Raw genomic sequence first — 19,485 nt, forward strand, 5'->3', positions numbered from 1 at the left:
ACTTTAAACGAATAATTATGTTTCGATCGCACACAAACGGAGAATTATCTCTGAAAAATCTCAATGAAGAAGTTACACTTTCAGGATGGGTACAAACCATTCGTGATAAAGGATTTATGATTTGGATAGATCTTCGGGATCGTTACGGAATTACTCAGTTGGTTTTTGATCAGGATCGTTCTTCAGCGGAATTGATGGAAAATGCAAAAAAACTAGGACGAGAATTCGTCATTCAGGTTACAGGAAAAATCATTGAAAGAGTAAGCAAAAACCCAAATATTCCGACAGGAGAAATTGAAATTTTAGTTGAAAAATTAATCGTTCTGAATGAATCTCAGCTTCCGCCTTTCACGATTGAAGACGAAACAGATGGTGGTGAAGAATTAAGAATGAAATACCGTTATCTGGATATCAGAAGAGCTCCGGTAAGAGATAAATTGATTTTCCGTCACAAAATGGCGCAGAAAGTGAGAAATTATCTTTCAGACGAAGGATTTATCGAGGTTGAAACTCCGGTTTTAATCAAATCTACTCCGGAAGGAGCGAGAGACTTTGTTGTACCAAGCAGAATGAACCCGGGACAGTTTTACGCATTGCCACAATCTCCACAGACTTTCAAACAATTGTTGATGGTTGGTGGAATGGATAAATATTTCCAGATTGTAAAATGTTTCCGTGACGAAGATTTGCGAGCAGACAGACAGCCTGAATTTACACAAATCGATTGCGAAATGGCATTTGTAGATCAGGAAGATGTAATGAATGTTTTTGAAGGAATGACAAAAACCTTGATTAAAGATATTACAGGTCAGGAATTTGGAAATTTCCCACGAATGACGTTTGCTGAAGCTATGAAAAAATACGGAAACGACAAACCGGACATCCGTTTCGGAATGGAATTCGTGGAATTGAATGAATTAGTAAAAGGAAAAGATTTTAAAATATTTGATGATGCAGAATTGGTTGTCGGAATCAATGTTGAAGGATGTGCAGATTATACAAGAAAACAAATCGATGAGCTTGTTGATTGGGTAAAAAGGCCTCAAATCGGAGCCACAGGATTGATTTGGGCTAAATTCCAAAATGATGGCGTGAAAACTTCTTCTGTGAATAAATTCTACAACGAAGAAGATTTAGCAAAAATAATCGAGAAATTCGGAGCGAAAGAAGGAGATTTAATGTTGATTCTTTCAGGAAACGAGCACAAAGTAAGAACTCAGCTTTCTGCTTTGAGAATGGAGCTTGGAAATCGCTTAGGATTAAGAAAAGGTGATGTTTTCGCACCACTTTGGGTTGTTGACTTCCCATTATTGGAATTTGACGAAGAAACCGGACGTTATCATGCGATGCACCACCCTTTCACCTCTCCAAAAACTGAAGATATTCATTTATTACAAACCGATCCCGGAAAAGCAAGAGCCAATGCGTACGATATGGTTCTTAACGGAAATGAAATCGGTGGAGGTTCTATCAGAATTTTTGACAGAGATCTTCAATCTAAAATGTTTGATCTTTTAGGATTTACAAAAGAAGAAGCAGAAGCACAGTTCGGATTCTTAATGAATGCCTTCAAATATGGAGCACCTCCTCATGGTGGTTTAGCTTTCGGTTTTGACCGTTTGGTGGCAATTCTTGACGGAAACGAAGTGATCAGAGATTATATCGCTTTCCCTAAGAATAATTCAGGACGAGATGTAATGATTGACGCTCCGGCTGCAATTGCTAATGAACAACTCGATGAACTGGAACTGAAATTAAATTTAAAAGCATAAATTAGAAGCGGAGATTTTTTCTCCGCTTTTTTATTATGAAAAAACTAACACCACTACTTTTTTTACTTTTTATTAATCTGTTCAATTGTCAATATGCAGAAGGACAATATTCTGAAAGTGAAATTTATAAACTAAAATTAAGAATTGAAAAAGGTGACGACAAGGCTTTTTATGAATTAATTCCTTACTTTGACAGTAAAAAAATTCTCTCTGAGAATCTGGGACACCATTATCTGGAAACAGAGGAATCTTATCTTGCAAAACGAGCCGTTGAAGAAAATTTCATATTTCCTGAAGCTGCAATTAATTTTACAGAAATAAAAAGTGCTGAAAATTATTCTGATTTTTTAAAAAAGAATGATGACAAAATAAAATATTATCCAGAATTACAAACGTTTTACATTACACCGCTTAAAGATAGAAAGGATTTCGTAGAATTTAGAGAATTACCTGTTGCAAAACTGCAGAAACTTATTAAAAGACGCTCTGAAATTCTAACCAAAGATTGGGTAAAAGGAAAAAGAATTGATATTTTAATAAATCAAAACAATCCAGAAGCTCTTCTAAAAATTTGCGAAGAATTTTACCGTCTAAGAGATAAATTTAATTTTTTTAACAGAGATCAAGAAGATTTTTTAGACCTTCTAAAATTATTGATTCATAAAGACATTGGTTCTGTAGGAAGAGATGACTACAGAGTCTGGGATACTGAGGATTCTAACTTTAATAATGACGCAATCCTTAATTTAATTATTTATTTTTCAAAAAATTATAAAAATTTTGTTTGGGATAGTTCATCCAATTGTTTTATCAACAAATCTTTAAAATCTCAAAAAATAGATGATCTCGCAAATCTTTTTGAAGATCTTTACAACGAAAACGATTCTATTGCATTTAATACGTTTATTAAACTTTCCCAAAGCGATGTCAAAAGAGTAAATGAACTTAGTGCGGAAAAAGAGAGAAATTTTCTTAGCAGAGCCAATTATTCATTACCTACTTTTCCATTTAGATTTCTGAGTCAGTTATCTCAGCTTACATCATATTACAAACAAAATAATATTGATTTTCAAGGAACAAAAGATCTTCATATACATATTGAAAAATTAAGTTCTGAGCTTTCTTTTAGAGAAAGAAGAGAGTATGAAAATTATTTGATCGATTATTTGGCATTACAAGATTTGATCCCACTAGAATATTGGTCATTGATTTATGAAAAAAGACCGGAACTATCTGAATCTGTTTCGAGAATTTTAGACATTTATTACACAAAAAATTGGAATAAAATTCTCAACGATGAAAACCATCTGACTTTATATCTAAAAAAATCATTATTATACAGCAAAGTTGGTATCAATGGAAATCTTAATTATTACCTTTTTAAATTTACAGAAAATGGGAATGAAGTAATAAAACTCTTAGATAAAATTAAATCCAACGATCCAGATATCACTTTGCAGATAGAAAAAGCAAAGAAAATATGTCTAGAAAATTTTGATTATCCAATAGAAACAAAAAAAACATTTGAAGGGAATTTCAATAGCCAGCAAGTTGATTTAAAAACTGAATCTGAAAGACTGAGACTTACTGCAAAAGATAATGATGATTTTGAACGTGATATTTTAAAACTTTTTTCAAAAATTGGTTATTCACAAATTCCGGAAGCTCTTCAAGTTTTAGAGAATTTGAAATTCAATGAAAAAAATTACAGAAATAAATATTCACTTTTTGAAAGAGATTTCGGATTTTTTATGATTAAAAACTGGAAAGATAAAAAAGTGAGAGATGAATTTTTATCTGTATACAAATCACACACCGAACAGGAACTTTATAGATATTATCTGGATCTTGCAGGAATTGATTATAAAAATAAAAACGGAAATATAGATTACGATAAAGTTTACGAAATTCTGAAATTCAACATTGTAACTCCTTTTACAGGCAGTTCAGAGCTTGAAAATGAAGTTGGCGCGATAATTAAACTTTTAGAATTAGATCAAAAAACAGCATTAGGATATCCTGATAAACTTTGTAATTCAGCAGGAATGTATATTTGTCCACCTTCAGACAGAGCTTGGGAATGGAGAAAATATTTGAAAGAAAAAAAACTGCTCAAGGAAGAACATTCCAAAACTGTTTCATTTAACTATGGCTATTATGTTGATAAAGTTTTGATGTATAGAAGAATAAACGAAGGACAAAATCAATAATGTTCTTAAAATTATATCCCAATTCCAAGAAAGTATTAATAACTATTACAATTCAGCAATAATTCCCTCACGGCACAATCATTGCAAGTTTCACTAAAAAGTAAGACAATGAAAGCAATTTGGAACGGTGCCATTGGTTTTGGCTTAGTCAATATCCCTGTAAAGATTTATTCTGCGACAGAAACCAGCAAACTGGATCTTGATATGCTGGATAAATCTGATTTTTCTAATATTAAATTTAAAAGAGTCAACGAAAAAACAGGCAAGGAAGTAAAGTGGGCGAACATTGTAAAAGGTTATCTGATTGATGATAAATATGTCGTTCTCGAAGATGAAGACTACGAAGCTGCAAGTCCTGAGAAAACAAAAATTCTTTCTATAGAACATTTTGTGAAAGAAGCAGAAGTAGATTCTGTTTATTTTGAAACCCCCTATTTTCTAGAGCCACAAAAAAACGGTGAAAACGCTTACAGACTTTTAATTAAAGCGTTGCAACAAACCAAAATGGTTGGTATCGGAACTTTCGTTTTGCGAGACACCGAAGCAATTGGGATGATTCGTCCGTATAATGACGAAGTTTTAGTTCTAAATAGATTACGATTTGATCAGGAAATAAGAGATTATAAAGACCTAAAAATTCCTGCTAAAAAAGCACCGAAACCAGCCGAACTAAAGATGGCGAAAAACCTGATTGAGCAACTTTCAGAACCATTTGATCCTACATTTTACAAAAATACATATTCCGAAGAATTGCTTAAAATCATTAAGAAGAAAGCTAAAGGAAAATCGGTTAAAGTCAAAAAGTCAGAACCCGCAAAACAAGGTAAGGTAGTCGATTTGATGGCACAGCTAAAAGCCAGTTTACAAAGTCCGAAATCTAAAAATGCTTCCTAATCATGGCACTTAAAGATTACAACGAAAAGAGAAAGTTCGATAAAACTACCGAACCCAAGGGAAAAACAAAAAAAAGTGAAGACCAACTGATTTTTGTAATTCAAAGACATGCTGCATCGCGACTTCATTATGATTTTCGTTTGGAGATGGATGGTGTTTTGAAGAGTTGGGCGGTACCGAAAGGTCCGTCTTTAAATCCTGAAGACAAACGCTTGGCAATGATGGTAGAAGATCATCCGTATGATTACAAAGATTTTGAAGGAAATATTCCCGAAGGAAACTACGGAGCCGGACAAGTTGAAATATGGGACAGCGGAACTTATGAACCGTTGGATGGTACCATTAAACTCTCAGATGAAAAAGAATTACTGAAGGAACTGAAAGACGGTTCACTCAAATTCATTTTACACGGAAAAAAATTAAAAGGTGAATTTGCTTTAGTGAAAATGAAAAATGCTGAAAACAATTCGTGGCTTTTAATCAAGCACAAAGATAAATTTGCTGAAGAAAAGTATGATGCCGAAGAAAACGTTTCGCCGAAATCTTTAGTTACAAAATTTATCGAGGAAAAAAAAAGCCTAAAAAGCAGCAAAAAGAAATCATAAAATCAGATACAAAATCACAATTTAAACGTTACAACTCTTTGGGTGATGAGAAAAAACTCGAAAATTTCATCAAACCAATGTTGGCAAAGCTTTCTGAAAATGCGTTTGACGACGAAGACTGGATTTTTGAAATTAAATGGGACGGTTACCGAGCCGTTGCAGATCTCAGCAAAAAACAACCGCTATTCTACTCCCGAAACGGAATTTCATTTCTATCTAAATTTGATACCATTGCAGAAGATTTAAGTCAGCAAAAACACAAAATGATCGTGGATGGTGAAATTGTTGCTTACGACGAAAATGGTAAACCAAGCTTTCAGCTATTGCAGCAAATCGGTGATAATCCGGATTTGGCTTTAACGTATCAGGTTTTTGATTTGCTTTGGCTCAACGGTCATTCTACCGAAGAACTTCCTTTAATTCAACGAAAAGAACTTCTAAAAGATGCTTTGGTTGAGACTGATCTGATTAAATTTTGCGATCATATTCCAGAAAAGGGAATCGATTTCTTTAATCAAATGAAAAAAATGCAACTTGAAGGTATGATTGCCAAGAAAGCTGATAGTATCTATTCTCAAAATAGCCGAAGTACAGATTGGCTCAAAATAAAATTTACCAATACCGAAGAAGCTATTATTTGTGGTTTCACAGAACCAAAAGGCTCAAGACAAGGTTTTGGAGCATTAATTCTGGGAAAATATAGAGATGGAAAACTGATTTACTCGGGACATACAGGAACAGGCTTTAATAATGAATTATTAATGCAACTCCATGAAAAATTGAAAAAGATAGTTGTAAAAACGTCACCGTTTGAGACTGCCCCAAAAACAAATATGCCTGTAACATGGACGAAACCTGAATTGGTCTGTGAAATTAAATTTTCAGAAATCACGAAAGATGGGATGTTTCGCCACCCTGTTTTTGTTGCACTTCGGGAAGATAAAGAGGCAAAAGAAATCAGCAATTCAGTAAAGAAACCTGCTCAGAAAACTTCAAAATCCAAAACTATGACGACTAAAAAATTATCCGAAAACACAGAAGATGAAAAAGACAAAGACACAGAAATTACACTGAACCGTCACAAAATAAACCTCACCAATCAGAACAAAATCTATTTTCCAAAAAATAAAATCAGTAAAGGTGACGTGGTGGATTATTATCAGTCGGTAGCAGATTACATTTTACCGCATCTGAAAAACCGACCGCTTTCTCTCAACCGTTTTCCAAGTGGCATCGATCATTCAGGATTTTACCAGAAAGATGCGGGAGACTCATTTCCGGACTGGATAAAAACGACAAAAGTACATTCAGAATCTACCGACAAATACATTGATTACGCCATTTGTAATGACAAAGCGACATTAGCTTATTTGAATAATTTAGGTTGTATCGATTTTAATCCTTGGAATTCTTCACTTCCTGATCTTGATCATCCGGATTATTTGGTTTTAGATCTTGATCCTTCGAAGAAAAACACTTTTGATCATGTTATTGAAACGGCTCAAGCTGTGAAGGAAGTTTTAGATTTAATTAAAATAAAAGGTTATTGCAAGACTTCGGGTAGCACAGGAATTCATATTTACATTCCGATGGGTGGAGCATACGATTACAATCAGGTAAAAGATTTTGCGCTGATCCTGATGCAGCAAGTCCACGAAAAACTTCCAAAAATTACAACGCTGGAAAGGAATCTTCAAAAAAGAGACGACAATAAAATCTACCTCGACTATCTTCAAAACCGCCAGGGCCAAACTTTAGCGAGCGTTTACAGTCTCAGACCGAAAGAAGGTGCCGCTGTTTCGATGCCGATTGAGTGGGATGAACTGAAAAAAGGTTTGAAACCAACCGACTTCAATATTGAAAATGCTTTGGAAAGAATTAAAGCAAAAGGAGATTTGTTTAAGACTGTTTTGGGAAAGGGAATTGATATGATGAAGGCACTGGAGCTGTTGGAAGGGATAAATTGATATCCGTCAATAATAACAATCCATTTTTTTTACGGTAAGTTTGTCATTCTGAAAGAATCTAAGCATCAATTGCTATATATTGATTTTTTAATGCTATACTGAGATCCCTACGGGGTGACAAACTGAGTGCTGGTGAACTAAAATAAACAATCAAGGCAACTTCGCCACCAAACCCTCTGGTAAAATTTTCAAAATAAAATAAATGAATTTCCATTTAAAATTGGGAACGATGGTGAAAGAATTTCCGGCACTCACTATATGTTTTGCCACGTAATCTGGTTCCATCAAAAGATTTTTATTGAGTTCTAAACCCGCATTAATTTTCGTATTGATATATCCGCTGACCAAAACGTTGACTGTAATATTTCTATCAGCTAATTCTTGTCTTAAACCCGCCAAATAAGTCGTGAAAGCTGCTTTCGTACTTCCATAAACAAAATTACTTTTTCTTCCTCTTACTCCGGAAAGTGATGACAGTCCGATGATTCTTTCTAAATTTTTATTGGATTGATCCATTGCCACGATATTCAAAATAGAAACACCGCCCATATAGTTAACCTGCATCATTTGCTGAGTTCCTTTAAAATCTTGCAAGGCATCAACGTTTTCCACTAAAAATCCTGCAGAGTAAACAACAATATGAGGTTTTGTCGGAAGTTCATTATAAAATTTTTGGTGAGAATCAAAATCTGCTGCATCGAAATGTAAAACTTCAACCTTTTCAGACAAATTATTTTTAGCCACAAAATCGTTCAGTGCATCGGTGTTTCGTGAAGCAGCGATAATTGCAAAACCTTTATCAGCATATTGCAAAATGCATTGCTTGGCAACATCGGAATTGGCACCGAGAATGAGAACGGTTTTGGCTTTGTTTTGATTCATGAGGCAAAGATATTTTTTAAAGATTAGTTGGGCAAATCGTTTCGTTGCTTAAACACAAAGTGTACGAATGTTTTTGCACGGATGACCACAAATTTGATTATCAGAATTTTGGATCTTTTACAGTCTAAAAAAAAGAATCGGCGCTGTGACCTTTGGTCACAGCGCCGATTCGTAATATTATTTAAAACTAAAAATTATTTCTTTTCAGTTTCTATAACTTCTTTTTTGTCAACTGTTGTTGTAGCTTTATCCCCAAATCTGTTAGCAGTAAATTCTCTTGAAATGGCTGCTTTCTCAAATTTTAATTTTCCGGAAAGTGTTTCAATGACAACTCCGTCATCGTGAATCTGAGCAATTCTTCCGTGAAGGCCAGAAGTAAGCACCACTCTGCTTCCTACTTTCAGCTCTTCCTGAAATTTTTTCTCTTGCTTCTGTTTTTTCATCTGAGGTCTGATCATCAGGAAATAAAACCCAACAAACATTACCCCCATCATGATGAGCATCATTGGAGAAGATCCTCCTGCAGGTGCTGCCTGTAAAAATATTGCTAACATAATAGTTTAATTAAGGTTGAATGTTCGCATTGAACGTTAGTTTGATAGGTGATTTTTCTACGTTTGCAAAAACATCTGCATACTTTTGAACCGCACCGTCAAAGCTTGTTGAGTCAAAGCTTAAAGTAATTTTCCCTTTTTGACCAGGTAAAATTGGTTCTTTCGTAAATTCAGGAGCAGTACATCCACATCCAGGCTTCACTTCAGAAATAATCAAAGGATTTTTACCTGTATTAGTAATTTCGTAAACGTGGTTTACTTTATCTCCTTTTTTAATGTTTCCAAAATCATAATTGCTTTGTGACAAAGCAATAGTCGTTAATGGTTGGTTTGATACTGAAGCTTTAGTTTGTTTCGCAGAATCAGAAACTGTTCCCAAAGGCGCAACATTTCTTTTCAAACCAGCAGTATCAAGTTCGATTGTTTCAGTTCCAGCGCCCTGTACTTCTTTTTTTTCTTCTTTTTTACAAGAAACCAAACCAAAACCTATGATTGATAAAGCGATAATTGATAACGTCTTTTTCATTTTATTTTTTTTTAAATTCTATTTAAGTCTTTACAATATTTATCTAAAATTCCATTAATAAATATATTTGAACGGTCTGTTGCAAATACTTTAGCGATCTCAATATATTCATTAATGATTACTCTTGAAGGTGTAAGAGGAAAGTGATCAAGCTCAGAGATAGCAATAGTAAGAATCACTTTATCCATCAAACCTACTCTATCCAAATCCCAGTTTTCTAATCTCTCAGAAAGCTTCTTTTCATTAGCTTCCCAATTGTTTAATGTATCTCTCAATAATTTTCCGGCGAAGTTTTTATCTTCTTCATCTTTAATCATTTTGATCAACGTGCGGCTGTCTTCATTTTCTTTGATAAAACCAATCGTTTTTTGAACCATTGAGTTCGCAATATGAATATCATCCGACCAAGAAAGTTCTCTGTCCCCTACGTAATCATGAAAATCTTCGTTTTCAGCAATATATCTTAAAAACAGCTTACCAATAAACTTTTGATCTTCTTCGAAAGAATATTCATCAACCTTCATGAAATCCTGGTAACGCTTTCCTGAAGTCATTCTCTGGAAAGTTCTTACTAAAAAATCATCATGCAAATCCCACTTCAAATCCTGGTGCTGACCAGAAAAGAAAAGTCTTTCCGGGTTTTCTTCCAACTTAATCAATACTTGATTATTGATAAATTTTTGATTGGGGTTAATATCAGAATCAGTTTTAATGTACTTATTCTTACCGATTTCCATTTGATTTTCTGCGAGACCTTTAAGGGCAACCAAAAAGTTGAGTTCCAACACATAAAGATTATAGATTTTCTCTATACTCGAGAACATATTTTTTTCTAAAACATCAAATTTAATTGGATTTTGGTAGTATGAATACACGTTTTCTACTACTTTCTCACGGATTTGTCTTCTTCCTAACATTCAAAGAGCTTTTTATGGGTGCAAAGATATGAAATTTAAAGTTTATGAAATTCTTAGTCTCTATCAATTTTCGTAATTTTGCGAAAGTTTATGAAAGCACTGAAAACTCTGAACCCTTACTTTTGGAAGCACAAAATATTATTGTTTTGGGGGTTACTCTTCATCATCGCCAGCAACTTTTTTAATATTTATAAAGTACAGTTTGTAGGAAAATCTGTTGATGAGCTTACCAAACAAGGGAATTTAGGTTTTAACAAGCAGGTTCTCATTTACGTGGCCATTATTGTGGGCTGCTCACTTTTGACAGGATTTTTTACTTTTATGATGAGACAGACGATTATTGTTGCATCAAGAAGAATCGAATATGAGCTTAAAAATAAAATTTACAGACATTACCAGGATTTATCTTTAACGGATTACAAAACGACCACAACCGGAGATTTAATGAATCGTTTAAGTGAAGACGTTGTGGCGGTAAGAATGTACCTCGGTCCGGGTGTAATGTATGTTGTCAACTTATTAATTTTACTGACGATTACCTGTATTTACATGTTGAAGACAGATGTTTCAATGACGGTTTGGACTTTATTTCCACTTCCTGTTCTTTCTTATATCATTTTTAAAGTAAGTTCGATTATCAATAAAAAATCGAAAATCATGCAGAAAAGCCAATCGTCGATATCCACTTTCGTTCAGGACAGCTTTTCAGGAATTCGTGTTGTTAAATTTTTTGCTAAAGAAAATTACATCAAGAAAAATTACGGAGCCAAGGTTACCGATTATCAGGATAAAGCTTTAGATTTAGCAAAAACAGAAGCATATTTCTTTACCATTATTTTATTTGTAATCGGATTATTAAATGTTGCGATCATCCTGATTGGCGGACAGAAATATATTGCAGGCGAATTGAGCGTAGGAAAGATTGCTGATTTCTTTATGTATATCAATATCTTGATATGGCCATTTTCAATGGTTGGTTGGGTAACTTCTGTCAATCAGAGAGCTGAAGCTTCGATGCAGAGAATTAATGAGTTTTTAGATAAAAAATCTGATGTCATTAATAAGAATTTTGAAAAGCAGCCAATTAAAGGAAATATAGAATTCAGAAATGTGTCTTATGTCTATCCAAATACTGGCATTAAAGCTTTAGATAATTTAAGTTTTAAAATTGACGCAGGACAATCTCTAGCCATTATGGGTAAAACCGGAAGCGGAAAATCGACTATCGCTCTTCTTCTCTGCCGACTGATTGACCCGACAGAAGGAGAAATCCTTATCGATGGAAAAAATCTAAAAGACCATAATCTGGATAACTACAGAGATTTCATTGGTTATATTCCACAGGAAAGTTATTTATTTTCAGATTCTATTGAGCATAATATCGGTTTCTCAATCGACAATCCCACCCACGAAAGAGTGGTCGAATATTCTAAAATAGCTGATGTTCACAAAAACATTGTAGAATTCAAAGATGGTTACAAAACGATGGTTGGAGAACGTGGAGTGATGCTTTCGGGAGGTCAGAAGCAGAGAATTTGTATTGCCAGAGCGTTAATAAAAGACCCAAACATCATTATTTTTGACGATTCGCTCTCTGCTTTAGATACAGAAACTGAACAGAATATCTTAGAAAACATAGATACTAAAATTCACAACGCAACTTCTATAATCATCACACACAGAGAGTCTAGCGCCCAACGCGCAGATAAAATCATCAATCTTACCGAAATTACCAATTCTGTAACTGCTTAGCCTATTTGTTCACAAATGTTAAATAAATCATAAAAAAAATTTTGTGATTAAAAGAAATATTTTATATTTGTTCTTAACAAGATTAAAAAATATCTAATAATGAGTGAATACAAGGAACGCCATGAGAATGAAATTTTCACGAAGGTGTTAAAAGCAGGAAGAAGAACGTATTTCTTTGATGTGCGCGAGACGAAAGCAGGAGATTATTATCTTACAATTACCGAAAGCAAAAAGAATTTCGGGGAGAATGGAGAGGCTACATTCGAGAAGCATAAAATTTACCTTTACAAGGAAGATTTTAAGAGTTTTCAGGAGATGTTTAATGAATCTACAGATTTTATCATTAATGAAAAAGGAGAAGATGTAATCTCTGAAAAACATGATAAAGATTTCAAAAGCAGAACTTACACAATAGATTCTGACGACGAAGTTTAAAAACAAGTAACCCAAACCAAGTATATAAAAAACACAAGCATCTTTTCAGGTGCTTTTTTTGTGCATAAAAAAAACACACTTTCAAAAAGAAAATGTGTTTATGTGGGGTGAATGAGGGGTCTCGAACCCCCGACCTCCGGAACCACAATCCGGCGCTCTAACCAACTGAGCTACAATCACCGTTTTTGGTGGTGCAAATATAAGGAAGATTTTTTAACTACCAAACAATTCCATCAAAATTTTTCAACGCCATTAACTTCTCAGACGTAAATCCCTCAGCATAAGTAACTCCGGAAAGTCTTCCTAAATCCTGAGCTCTGTAGGTAAGGCTCTCATAAAAATCTTTTGAAGTAATAGGTGTTTCGGGTTCTTTAGATTTTGGATCATAAAATTGTGTTTTGAATGCCATACACGCTTCCAACTTTTTATCTAAATGCTCTGATATATCAATGACAAATTCCGGTTTAATATCTTTCCACTGAATATAATGGAAAATCTGTTTTGGTCTCCATACGTCTTGGCTTTCCCCATCAATATTTGTCTCAATCTTTCTTAAGCCAGATAAAAAGCACGCATCCGATACTAATTTCGCTGCTTTTGCGTGATCAGGATGTCTGTCATCAATTGCGTTGGCTAAAACGATTTCCGGGCGGTATTTGCGGATCATTTTCACGATGCTTAACTGATACTCTTCTGAGTTGACTAAAAATCCGTCTTTCATTCCTAAGTTTTCTCTGGCGGAAACCCCTAAAATCTTTGCAGATTCGGTCGCTTCTTCATGTCTTATCTCATCTGTTCCGCGAGTTCCCAATTCACCTCTTGTAAGGTCAACGATTACGCAGGTCTTTCCTTCCGAAATTAATTTTGCGACAGTTCCGCCACAACCTAGTTCAACATCATCAGGGTGTGCACCAAATGCAAGTATATCTGTTTTCATAACTTTTCAAATATAAGATTTAAAATAAAAACTTCCCAGACTTGAGGAATGGGAAGTTTTAATATGTTTAATTTAAAATTTAAATTACTTATTGATTTCTGTATTTAATTTTACAGCATCCTGATAAGTTGGATCTAGTTGTAAAGATTTAGCAACATAATCTTTTGCCTTTGCTGCATCAGAATCTTTAGATAAATAAGCAACTGCAAAGTAAGCATATGCTAAGGTCTGTTTGTTAGCTTCTACTTCTGCAGGTTTTACTGTTGCAATATACTTTTCGTAAGCAATTTTTGCTGCATCATTATTTGTTGCTTGCTGATAAGCATACCCTAAACTGTAGTAAGCAGGAGCCCAATCTGGTAAAATAGTACTCATTTTTTGCCAAGTTGCAATCGCACCATTCCAGTTTTTAACATCTTGGTAAGCTGTTGCCAATTTGTACAATGCGTCAGAATCCTGAGCGTTTGCTGCAACTTGTTTTTTCAATGCCTCAATCTGTGGATTTGTAGGACCAGCGTCTACAGAAGCCTGAGATGCTGGACCTCCACCACTGATTTTAGCTAATTCCATATCCCACTTCATTGTCTCGTCTTTAGCCGCTTTTGCAATCGCAATTTTTTGTTGAGATTCTGCTGTTAAAGCCGCCTTTTTGGCTGCATCTGTTTCAGTTTTAGCTAAACCTGCAGCGATAAGACCTTGCAATCCCTGATCAGCAGGCTGAACTCTAGATTTTTCTGCCTGAGACACGAAAGTATCCATGTTTTGTTTGGCTTCAGCATACTGTCCATCTGCATAATTTACATACGATCTTAATTTAAACTTGATTGGATCATTAACCTTATCAAAAATCTTATCTAAAATCATTTTTGAGTTAGCATAATCTTCATTGGTGAAATACAATTTTGCAATCTCCAATTGAGTATAAGGATCTTCGTCAGCATATTTTGTATAGTTGATCAAATCCTGAGTTGCTTTCGCATTTTCCTGATATTTGATATTGTAAGCAGCTAAGGCTTTGTAAGCCGGAGCATACGTTGCGTCAGTAGAAATCGCTTTCTCAATACTTGTTTTAGCTTGTTGCCACTGTTGAGCAGCCATCCAAAGCGTTCCGATTCTTGTATAAACAGAAGCTTTGTTTTTAGCTAAAGGTAGCGCTTTATCATAAGCGGACATTGCATCACCCGGAATTTTTTTTAATCTGTAGGCATCTCCTAAGGTATAATAGTAGTTTGCAGGAACTTCTTTTCTAGCGGCTCTTTCAATTGCCTTATTCAAGAATTGAATTGCTAAATCAGGTGAGTTGTTTTTTTCAAATAACGTTAAAGCTTCTGCAGCTCTGAAAAGAACTTCAGCATCTTTCTCTCTTGAGTCAGTTACTATTTTCTGAATTTCAGCAATAGCACTTTTATCTCCTTTACCAAGCTTAACCGTAGCTAAACCTAACTTATTTAAATAGCTTTTGCTGTCTGCAGCAAGACCTTTATTAAAACTTTCAGTAGCCTGAGCAAAATCCGGTTCAGACTGTCTCAAAAATGTATTTCCTAAATAGAAATAGTTTTCAGCTTTTGGTTCTTTGGCAATCATCTGAGTGAAATTATTCTTTGCCTGAGCAAATTTATCACTATCGATGCTGTTGATACCATCCTGTAACGTTTGTGCAATCGCAAAATTGCTAAAAAATACAACCGCCGCTCCAAAAGCAACTTTCTTTACATTCATAATCATTATATCTTTCATTATATATTTTCTAAATTGAACTATAATTTACACACAATTTTCAGACCAAAATAAATGAATTAAATTGGCAATCAGATGAATTTAATATTATTTAACGCATCTGAACTTCTCGTGGATAAATATTATAGGGCTGTAAGCCCTCTTTTTGAACGATTTTCTGGCCTAAATGAGTACAAGAATATCTTATAAAACCATTCGCAATGTTAAAATTACCCTCATTTGTTAAGAAATACAAGACTCTTGTAAAAGGATATTTCATCTCACGCATACCTTCAAAGTCTGCTGAATAGGTTTTCCCATTACTAACAACAGGCAAAACTTTTATTAATTCTCTTAATTTTTCTGCGTTTTTATCATACGGCCTGCTGATGGTATTTAGACCAACCACACCGATTTTTTCAGGATATTTACTCAATTCCTCAATTACATTTGCACTTCCGGGAATAATAGAATATTTCAGATCTTTAGGAAGTTTTTTTAATTTTTGCGCTACAAAATTCAAGTTACTTGAATTAGCCCCGTCGAATATAAAGTTTTTTTCTTCTGACTGCATACCTTTTACAATCTCTTCCATGGTAATACTGGTTTTCTCAGAATCTTTTGGAACTACAAAAACAACCGCATCAGCAGCGAATTTTGCTGGTATAAATTTTAAATCAACTTGTTCCTCGTAAGCCTTTTTTTCTTCAGGAGATAAGTCCTTAGACATTACAGCAATCTTTACTTTATTATTTAAAAGATCTAAAAACCCGAGGTCTTCTTTCTTTGTAACAACTTTTATTTTGCTTTCAGGATAACTGATCATATACCCTTCAGCCAATGCTTCTGTTACACTCTTAAAAGATTCATCGGTAAGAATAGTCATCTCACCATCTTTGTAAGACAAAGACTTTTCACTTTTCTTTGAGCAACTTATGATTGTCACGAGCAAAAAAAGAAAGATAACTTTTATACTATTCTTCATCAGTTGTATTTTTTAAATTTAAAAATCCTCTCCAAATTCTGAATATTCCGTATAAAATAATTGCTATACCGAACACCAAAATCATTGTAGGATCAAAACTGGCAAAAGATGCTTTATAAAAAATAATGATGAGCCCTAAGACTATATAACAAAATCCCGTTACTAAGGATAAATATTTGAAAACCATATAACAAAAGTATTAAAAAAAATAAAAAGAGAAGCATAAGCTTCTCTTTTTTAATAATATTTAAAGATAAATACTATCCTTCAAAATTCATTGTTAATGGTAATCTGAATCTGTAACGTACAGATTGACCATTGATTTTTGCAGGAGTCCATTTATTTTTAATTGACTTAATTGTTCTAACCGCTTCAGAATTAAAATCTGCATTTTTACCGTTAGCTTTTACATCTGTAATAGATCCATCTCTTTCGACAACGAAAGTAATTTCAGTTTTTACAGTACCCTCATCACCGTTCATTGCTGAACCGTCGAAGTTACCAGACACTTTATTTCTAAATGCATTGATACCTCCAGGGAATTCTGCAGTTTGCTCTACCTCGCTGTATACTTGCGTATCACTTACCTGAGGCTTAACTTCAGCTGTTGAAGCTTTAGTACCTGTAGAAGGTGGTGGCGGCGGCGGTGTATAAGCCGGAGCTTTCACACCTTCCTGAGCTGTAACACCTGTAGTTGTTTCTAATTGCTTAGAAATTGGCGGCGGTGGAGTTTCAATTTTTGGAGCTTTCACCGGTTCCGGAACCACATTCTGAATAATCTCAATCTTCTCCTCCTCTTTTGGTGGAGGTGGTGGAGGTGGTTCTTCTTCCTTAGGCTGCTCTATAATTTTATCTTCCTGAATAATATCAACCAAATCTGCCTTTACTTCTACCTGCTCTTCAGCAGCGAGGTTTTTAATGGTTAAATAAATAAGAGGAGATAAAGCAATCAATAAAAAGATAGATGTACCAATGATAAAAGATTTTGTCAGTAATCTAGGATACTGAGTTCTGATATCATAAGCTCCATAGTTTTTATTTCTATTTTCAAATACAATCTCGTCTAATGTAAGATTTTGACTGTAAGCATTTTCATCTGCCATTGTAATATAAATTTAATGGTTAATTACTTTGTAGTAATTATTTGTTACCAACTTTCTTATCGTAAATAGCTTTTTCCCAAGGCTTCAAATCGGTAACACCATATCTTTCGCTTTTGGTAATAGCCATTTCGTCTAGAATGTCTACAAAGTTCTTATATACTGCATCGTCAGTTGGCTTGATAATTACTGTAAATTTTTCTTTATCTGCCGCTCCTGCTTTTGCTTGCTCTATAATCTTTCTAATGCCTTCTCTATCAAAAGATGTTTCAGTTAAGTTTTGGTCAGTTAAAGATGTATTATCCTGCTGATGCCAAAAAATTCTGTTGTCTTTTCCTAATAATAAAGAAACTGAATTAGAAAGTTTAATTTCCGTCTTAGGTGGAATTGGATCGTTTGGTTTTGGTTTACCAGGAAGACCTAAATCCATTACATTTGGTTTACTAAACGTTGATGTAAACATAAAGAACATCAATAGTAAGAAATTCAAATCCACCATCGGAGTCATATCAACTCGGGGGTTATTTTTCTTGGAACGTACTTTGCCGCCTTTGCCGCCTTTCTCTTGTACCTGTACTTCTGCCATTTCTTCTAATTATTCAGTAGGTTTACCTTCTTGTGACGTTATCAACCAAAATTTAAGAAAATCAATATCTCTTAAACCCTCAAATAAACTTTTAACTTTTGGATATTCTGTAGTAACGTCACCCTTAATCGCTAATTTGTATTCAGGATTAACGCTTAAACTCTGCTCTACCCAGTCTACTAACTGTTTATTTGTACTATCCATAGGAATACCTTTTGGACTTTTAAAATTCTTCTGCTCATCCTCAGACAATGAAAGATAGCTTCTAAGTTGGTTCATAGGAACCCCAATTGTCTGAACTCTCTGAAATGCAGCTTTCTGGTTGTTGTCAAAAGTAACACCGTACTTTTGTCCCATTTTATCCAAAAGCTCTAATCTTTCTGTTGCATTCTCTACCGGCTGGAAATAAAATTTTCCGTCTGGTGTAGCATTAATAGTCATTAAACTAGCATCAGGAAGTAATTTTTCTGAGATTGAAGATGGCGGTTTGATTTGCTCCACATCAGGCTTTTTGAACTGAGTGGTCATAATAAAGAATGTAAGTAGTAGGAACGTAACGTCGCACATTGCGGTCATATCCGTAACTACCCCATGTCTTTTTGGTTTTATTCTCGCCATTATTATTATCTAATTAAATTATAAACTTCTTTTTGTGTAAAACACGGATTCACTTAATTCTTAGTGAAATTCTGCAAAAGACTGCTGAATGCTCATTGCGATCTCGTCGATCTTGTAAGTCAATCCGTCAATTTTAGAAGTAAAGAAGTTATAAAGGATAATCGCTACAGCTGAAGTACCAATACCTAATGCAGTGTTGATCAATGCTTCAGAAATACCAATTGATAATGCAGCAGCATCAGGTGTACCACCACTAGCTCCTAAAGCGAAGAACGCTCTAATCATACCAATTACAGTACCTAATAGTGCTACCAATGTTGCAACTGTACCTAAAGTAGAAAGAATCATCATGTTTTTTTCTAACATTGGCATCTCAAGAGTAGTAGCCTCTTCGATAGCTTTGTTTAGAGCAATCATTTTTTGTTCTTTGTTTAATGTAGTATCGTGAGCCAACGCTTTGTAAGTCGTCAAACCTTCTTTTACTACATTCCCTACAGAACCTTGTTGTCTGTCGCACTCTTCTAGAGCTTCATCAACTTTGTTCTGGTTTAGCAAACTTCTAACTTTTACAACGAAGTTGTCTACATTTCCTGCACCTGAAGCTTTGTTTAAAACAAAATATCTTTCAAATGAGAAAACGATTACAGTAATCATGAATGTAACAAGCAATGGTACAATAACACCTCCCATATAAATCATTCCCATGAACCCTTCTGGATGAAGATCTTTACCTTCTACATCAGAAAAAGCTACTGAACCTCCTGTTAATCTAGGATCAGCTTTAAAATTACCTGGGCTACCCAATACGAATAACCAAATACAAATCCCCAATACCAATAGGATAGGAATAATTACAGCTGGATTTAAACCTCCTGCCTTTCTAGCAACTACTTGCTCATCATTTTTTGAAACATTCATTTCCATATTTAACTAAATTATATTGTTTAAAAATTTTAAAGTTGTAAAATAAAGGCAAAATTACTTAAAATGCAATAGTCTTAAATAAACATTTTGTCTTTTTTTGATAAC

Annotated in this window: 18 protein-coding genes and 1 tRNA gene; 7 read left to right on the top strand and 12 right to left on the bottom strand. The window is 34.3% G+C overall.

Annotated features, from left to right (window positions below; genetic code table 11):
• Positions 1-17 precede the first annotated feature (17 nt).
• The 5 genes from aspS to ligD all read left to right on the top strand — a co-directional run bounded on the left by aspS (position 18) and on the right by ligD (position 7,448).
• Positions 18-1,772, top strand: a complete 1,755-nt coding sequence (aspS, locus tag LNP04_RS08680) for an aspartate--tRNA ligase (RefSeq protein WP_229986095.1) — start codon at positions 18-20, stop codon at positions 1,770-1,772.
• A gap of 35 nt (positions 1,773-1,807) precedes the next feature.
• A complete protein-coding gene (locus LNP04_RS08685; RefSeq protein ID WP_229986096.1) occupies positions 1,808-3,982 on the top strand; it encodes a hypothetical protein in 2,175 nt (724 codons plus the stop codon).
• A gap of 108 nt (positions 3,983-4,090) precedes the next feature.
• Complete coding sequence (locus LNP04_RS08690) at positions 4,091-4,876, top strand: Ku protein (protein ID WP_229986097.1); 786 nt, start codon at positions 4,091-4,093, stop codon at positions 4,874-4,876.
• Positions 4,877-4,878: 2 nt separating this feature from the next.
• A complete protein-coding gene (locus LNP04_RS08695; RefSeq protein ID WP_229986098.1) occupies positions 4,879-5,481 on the top strand; it encodes a DNA polymerase ligase N-terminal domain-containing protein in 603 nt (200 codons plus the stop codon).
• Positions 5,482-5,519: 38 nt separating this feature from the next.
• On the top strand, positions 5,520-7,448 hold the full coding sequence (ligD, locus tag LNP04_RS08700) for a DNA ligase D (RefSeq protein WP_229986099.1): 1,929 nt from the start codon (positions 5,520-5,522) through the stop codon (positions 7,446-7,448).
• Between the two features lie 150 nt (positions 7,449-7,598).
• Here the strand turns inward: ligD and LNP04_RS08705 are convergent, their stop codons facing one another.
• The 4 genes from LNP04_RS08705 to nusB all read right to left on the bottom strand — a co-directional run bounded on the left by LNP04_RS08705 (position 7,599) and on the right by nusB (position 10,327).
• Positions 7,599-8,330, bottom strand: a complete 732-nt coding sequence (locus LNP04_RS08705) for an SDR family NAD(P)-dependent oxidoreductase (RefSeq protein ID WP_229986100.1) — start codon at positions 8,328-8,330, stop codon at positions 7,599-7,601.
• Between the two features lie 194 nt (positions 8,331-8,524).
• Positions 8,525-8,884: a preprotein translocase subunit YajC gene (yajC, locus tag LNP04_RS08710; protein WP_229986101.1), complete on the bottom strand. Its 360-nt coding sequence runs from the start codon at positions 8,882-8,884 to the stop codon at positions 8,525-8,527.
• A 10-nt stretch (positions 8,885-8,894) separates the two neighbouring features.
• The gene (locus LNP04_RS08715; RefSeq protein ID WP_229986102.1) at positions 8,895-9,410 is read right to left on the bottom strand and encodes a DUF1573 domain-containing protein; all 516 of its coding nucleotides are present in this window, start codon (positions 9,408-9,410) and stop codon (positions 8,895-8,897) included.
• An 11-nt stretch (positions 9,411-9,421) separates the two neighbouring features.
• Complete coding sequence (gene nusB, locus LNP04_RS08720) at positions 9,422-10,327, bottom strand: transcription antitermination factor NusB (protein WP_229986103.1); 906 nt, start codon at positions 10,325-10,327, stop codon at positions 9,422-9,424.
• A 90-nt stretch (positions 10,328-10,417) separates the two neighbouring features.
• On the opposite strand from nusB, the gene LNP04_RS08725 reads away from it, so the two are divergent.
• Both LNP04_RS08725 and LNP04_RS08730 read left to right on the top strand, forming a co-directional pair.
• On the top strand, positions 10,418-12,079 hold the full coding sequence (locus LNP04_RS08725) for an ABC transporter ATP-binding protein (RefSeq protein ID WP_229986104.1): 1,662 nt from the start codon (positions 10,418-10,420) through the stop codon (positions 12,077-12,079).
• 99 nt (positions 12,080-12,178) lie between these two features.
• Positions 12,179-12,514, top strand: coding sequence for a DUF3276 family protein (locus LNP04_RS08730; RefSeq protein WP_029295477.1), 336 nt, complete (start codon positions 12,179-12,181; stop codon positions 12,512-12,514).
• A 103-nt stretch (positions 12,515-12,617) separates the two neighbouring features.
• Here LNP04_RS08730 and LNP04_RS08735 read toward each other — a convergent pair.
• The 8 genes from LNP04_RS08735 to LNP04_RS08770 all read right to left on the bottom strand — a co-directional run bounded on the left by LNP04_RS08735 (position 12,618) and on the right by LNP04_RS08770 (position 19,380).
• Positions 12,618-12,694 (bottom strand) — tRNA-His (locus LNP04_RS08735).
• A gap of 37 nt (positions 12,695-12,731) precedes the next feature.
• Complete coding sequence (bshB1, locus tag LNP04_RS08740; RefSeq protein ID WP_229986105.1) at positions 12,732-13,451, bottom strand: bacillithiol biosynthesis deacetylase BshB1; 720 nt, start codon at positions 13,449-13,451, stop codon at positions 12,732-12,734.
• Positions 13,452-13,535: 84 nt separating this feature from the next.
• Positions 13,536-15,188 carry a tetratricopeptide repeat protein gene (locus LNP04_RS08745; RefSeq protein WP_229986106.1) on the bottom strand — a complete coding sequence of 551 codons (1,653 nt, stop codon included), beginning with the start codon at positions 15,186-15,188 and terminating at the stop codon, positions 13,536-13,538.
• A gap of 91 nt (positions 15,189-15,279) precedes the next feature.
• Positions 15,280-16,152, bottom strand: a complete 873-nt coding sequence (locus LNP04_RS08750; protein ID WP_229986107.1) for a PstS family phosphate ABC transporter substrate-binding protein — start codon at positions 16,150-16,152, stop codon at positions 15,280-15,282.
• Between the two features lie 260 nt (positions 16,153-16,412).
• Positions 16,413-17,255: an energy transducer TonB gene (locus LNP04_RS08755; protein WP_229986108.1), complete on the bottom strand. Its 843-nt coding sequence runs from the start codon at positions 17,253-17,255 to the stop codon at positions 16,413-16,415.
• A 37-nt stretch (positions 17,256-17,292) separates the two neighbouring features.
• Positions 17,293-17,838, bottom strand: a complete 546-nt coding sequence (locus tag LNP04_RS08760) for a biopolymer transporter ExbD (protein ID WP_229986109.1) — start codon at positions 17,836-17,838, stop codon at positions 17,293-17,295.
• Between the two features lie 9 nt (positions 17,839-17,847).
• Positions 17,848-18,456, bottom strand: coding sequence for a biopolymer transporter ExbD (locus LNP04_RS08765; RefSeq protein ID WP_229986110.1), 609 nt, complete (start codon positions 18,454-18,456; stop codon positions 17,848-17,850).
• 60 nt (positions 18,457-18,516) lie between these two features.
• Positions 18,517-19,380 (bottom strand): MotA/TolQ/ExbB proton channel family protein, encoded by an 864-nt coding sequence (locus LNP04_RS08770; RefSeq protein WP_229986111.1) that lies wholly within the window; start codon positions 19,378-19,380, stop codon positions 18,517-18,519.
• Between the last annotated feature and the right edge of the window lie 105 nt (positions 19,381-19,485).

Origin of the sequence: Chryseobacterium sp. C-71, assembly GCF_020911865.1 — a bacterium.
In the GTDB taxonomy this organism is placed as follows: Bacteria; Bacteroidota; Bacteroidia; order Flavobacteriales; family Weeksellaceae; genus Chryseobacterium.

What these genes read in the sequence shown, in the direction of transcription:
- LNP04_RS08770 (WP_229986111.1), bottom strand. Translation starts at nt 19,380, where the DNA reads ATGGAAATGAATGTTTCAAAAAATGATGAGCAAGTAGTTGCTAGAAAG.
- nusB (WP_229986103.1), bottom strand. Translation starts at nt 10,327, where the DNA reads ATGTTAGGAAGAAGACAAATCCGTGAGAAAGTAGTAGAAAACGTGTAT.
- LNP04_RS08685 (WP_229986096.1), top strand. Translation starts at nt 1,808, where the DNA reads ATGAAAAAACTAACACCACTACTTTTTTTACTTTTTATTAATCTGTTC.
- LNP04_RS08755 (WP_229986108.1), bottom strand. Translation starts at nt 17,255, where the DNA reads ATGGCAGATGAAAATGCTTACAGTCAAAATCTTACATTAGACGAGATT.
- aspS (WP_229986095.1), top strand. Translation starts at nt 18, where the DNA reads ATGTTTCGATCGCACACAAACGGAGAATTATCTCTGAAAAATCTCAAT.
- LNP04_RS08705 (WP_229986100.1), bottom strand. Translation starts at nt 8,330, where the DNA reads ATGAATCAAAACAAAGCCAAAACCGTTCTCATTCTCGGTGCCAATTCC.
- LNP04_RS08730 (WP_029295477.1), top strand. Translation starts at nt 12,179, where the DNA reads ATGAGTGAATACAAGGAACGCCATGAGAATGAAATTTTCACGAAGGTG.
- bshB1 (WP_229986105.1), bottom strand. Translation starts at nt 13,451, where the DNA reads ATGAAAACAGATATACTTGCATTTGGTGCACACCCTGATGATGTTGAA.
- LNP04_RS08760 (WP_229986109.1), bottom strand. Translation starts at nt 17,838, where the DNA reads ATGGCAGAAGTACAGGTACAAGAGAAAGGCGGCAAAGGCGGCAAAGTA.
- LNP04_RS08725 (WP_229986104.1), top strand. Translation starts at nt 10,418, where the DNA reads ATGAAAGCACTGAAAACTCTGAACCCTTACTTTTGGAAGCACAAAATA.
- LNP04_RS08745 (WP_229986106.1), bottom strand. Translation starts at nt 15,188, where the DNA reads ATGAAAGATATAATGATTATGAATGTAAAGAAAGTTGCTTTTGGAGCG.
- LNP04_RS08695 (WP_229986098.1), top strand. Translation starts at nt 4,879, where the DNA reads ATGGCACTTAAAGATTACAACGAAAAGAGAAAGTTCGATAAAACTACC.
- LNP04_RS08690 (WP_229986097.1), top strand. Translation starts at nt 4,091, where the DNA reads ATGAAAGCAATTTGGAACGGTGCCATTGGTTTTGGCTTAGTCAATATC.
- LNP04_RS08765 (WP_229986110.1), bottom strand. Translation starts at nt 18,456, where the DNA reads ATGGCGAGAATAAAACCAAAAAGACATGGGGTAGTTACGGATATGACC.
- yajC (WP_229986101.1), bottom strand. Translation starts at nt 8,884, where the DNA reads ATGTTAGCAATATTTTTACAGGCAGCACCTGCAGGAGGATCTTCTCCA.
- LNP04_RS08750 (WP_229986107.1), bottom strand. Translation starts at nt 16,152, where the DNA reads ATGAAGAATAGTATAAAAGTTATCTTTCTTTTTTTGCTCGTGACAATC.
- LNP04_RS08715 (WP_229986102.1), bottom strand. Translation starts at nt 9,410, where the DNA reads ATGAAAAAGACGTTATCAATTATCGCTTTATCAATCATAGGTTTTGGT.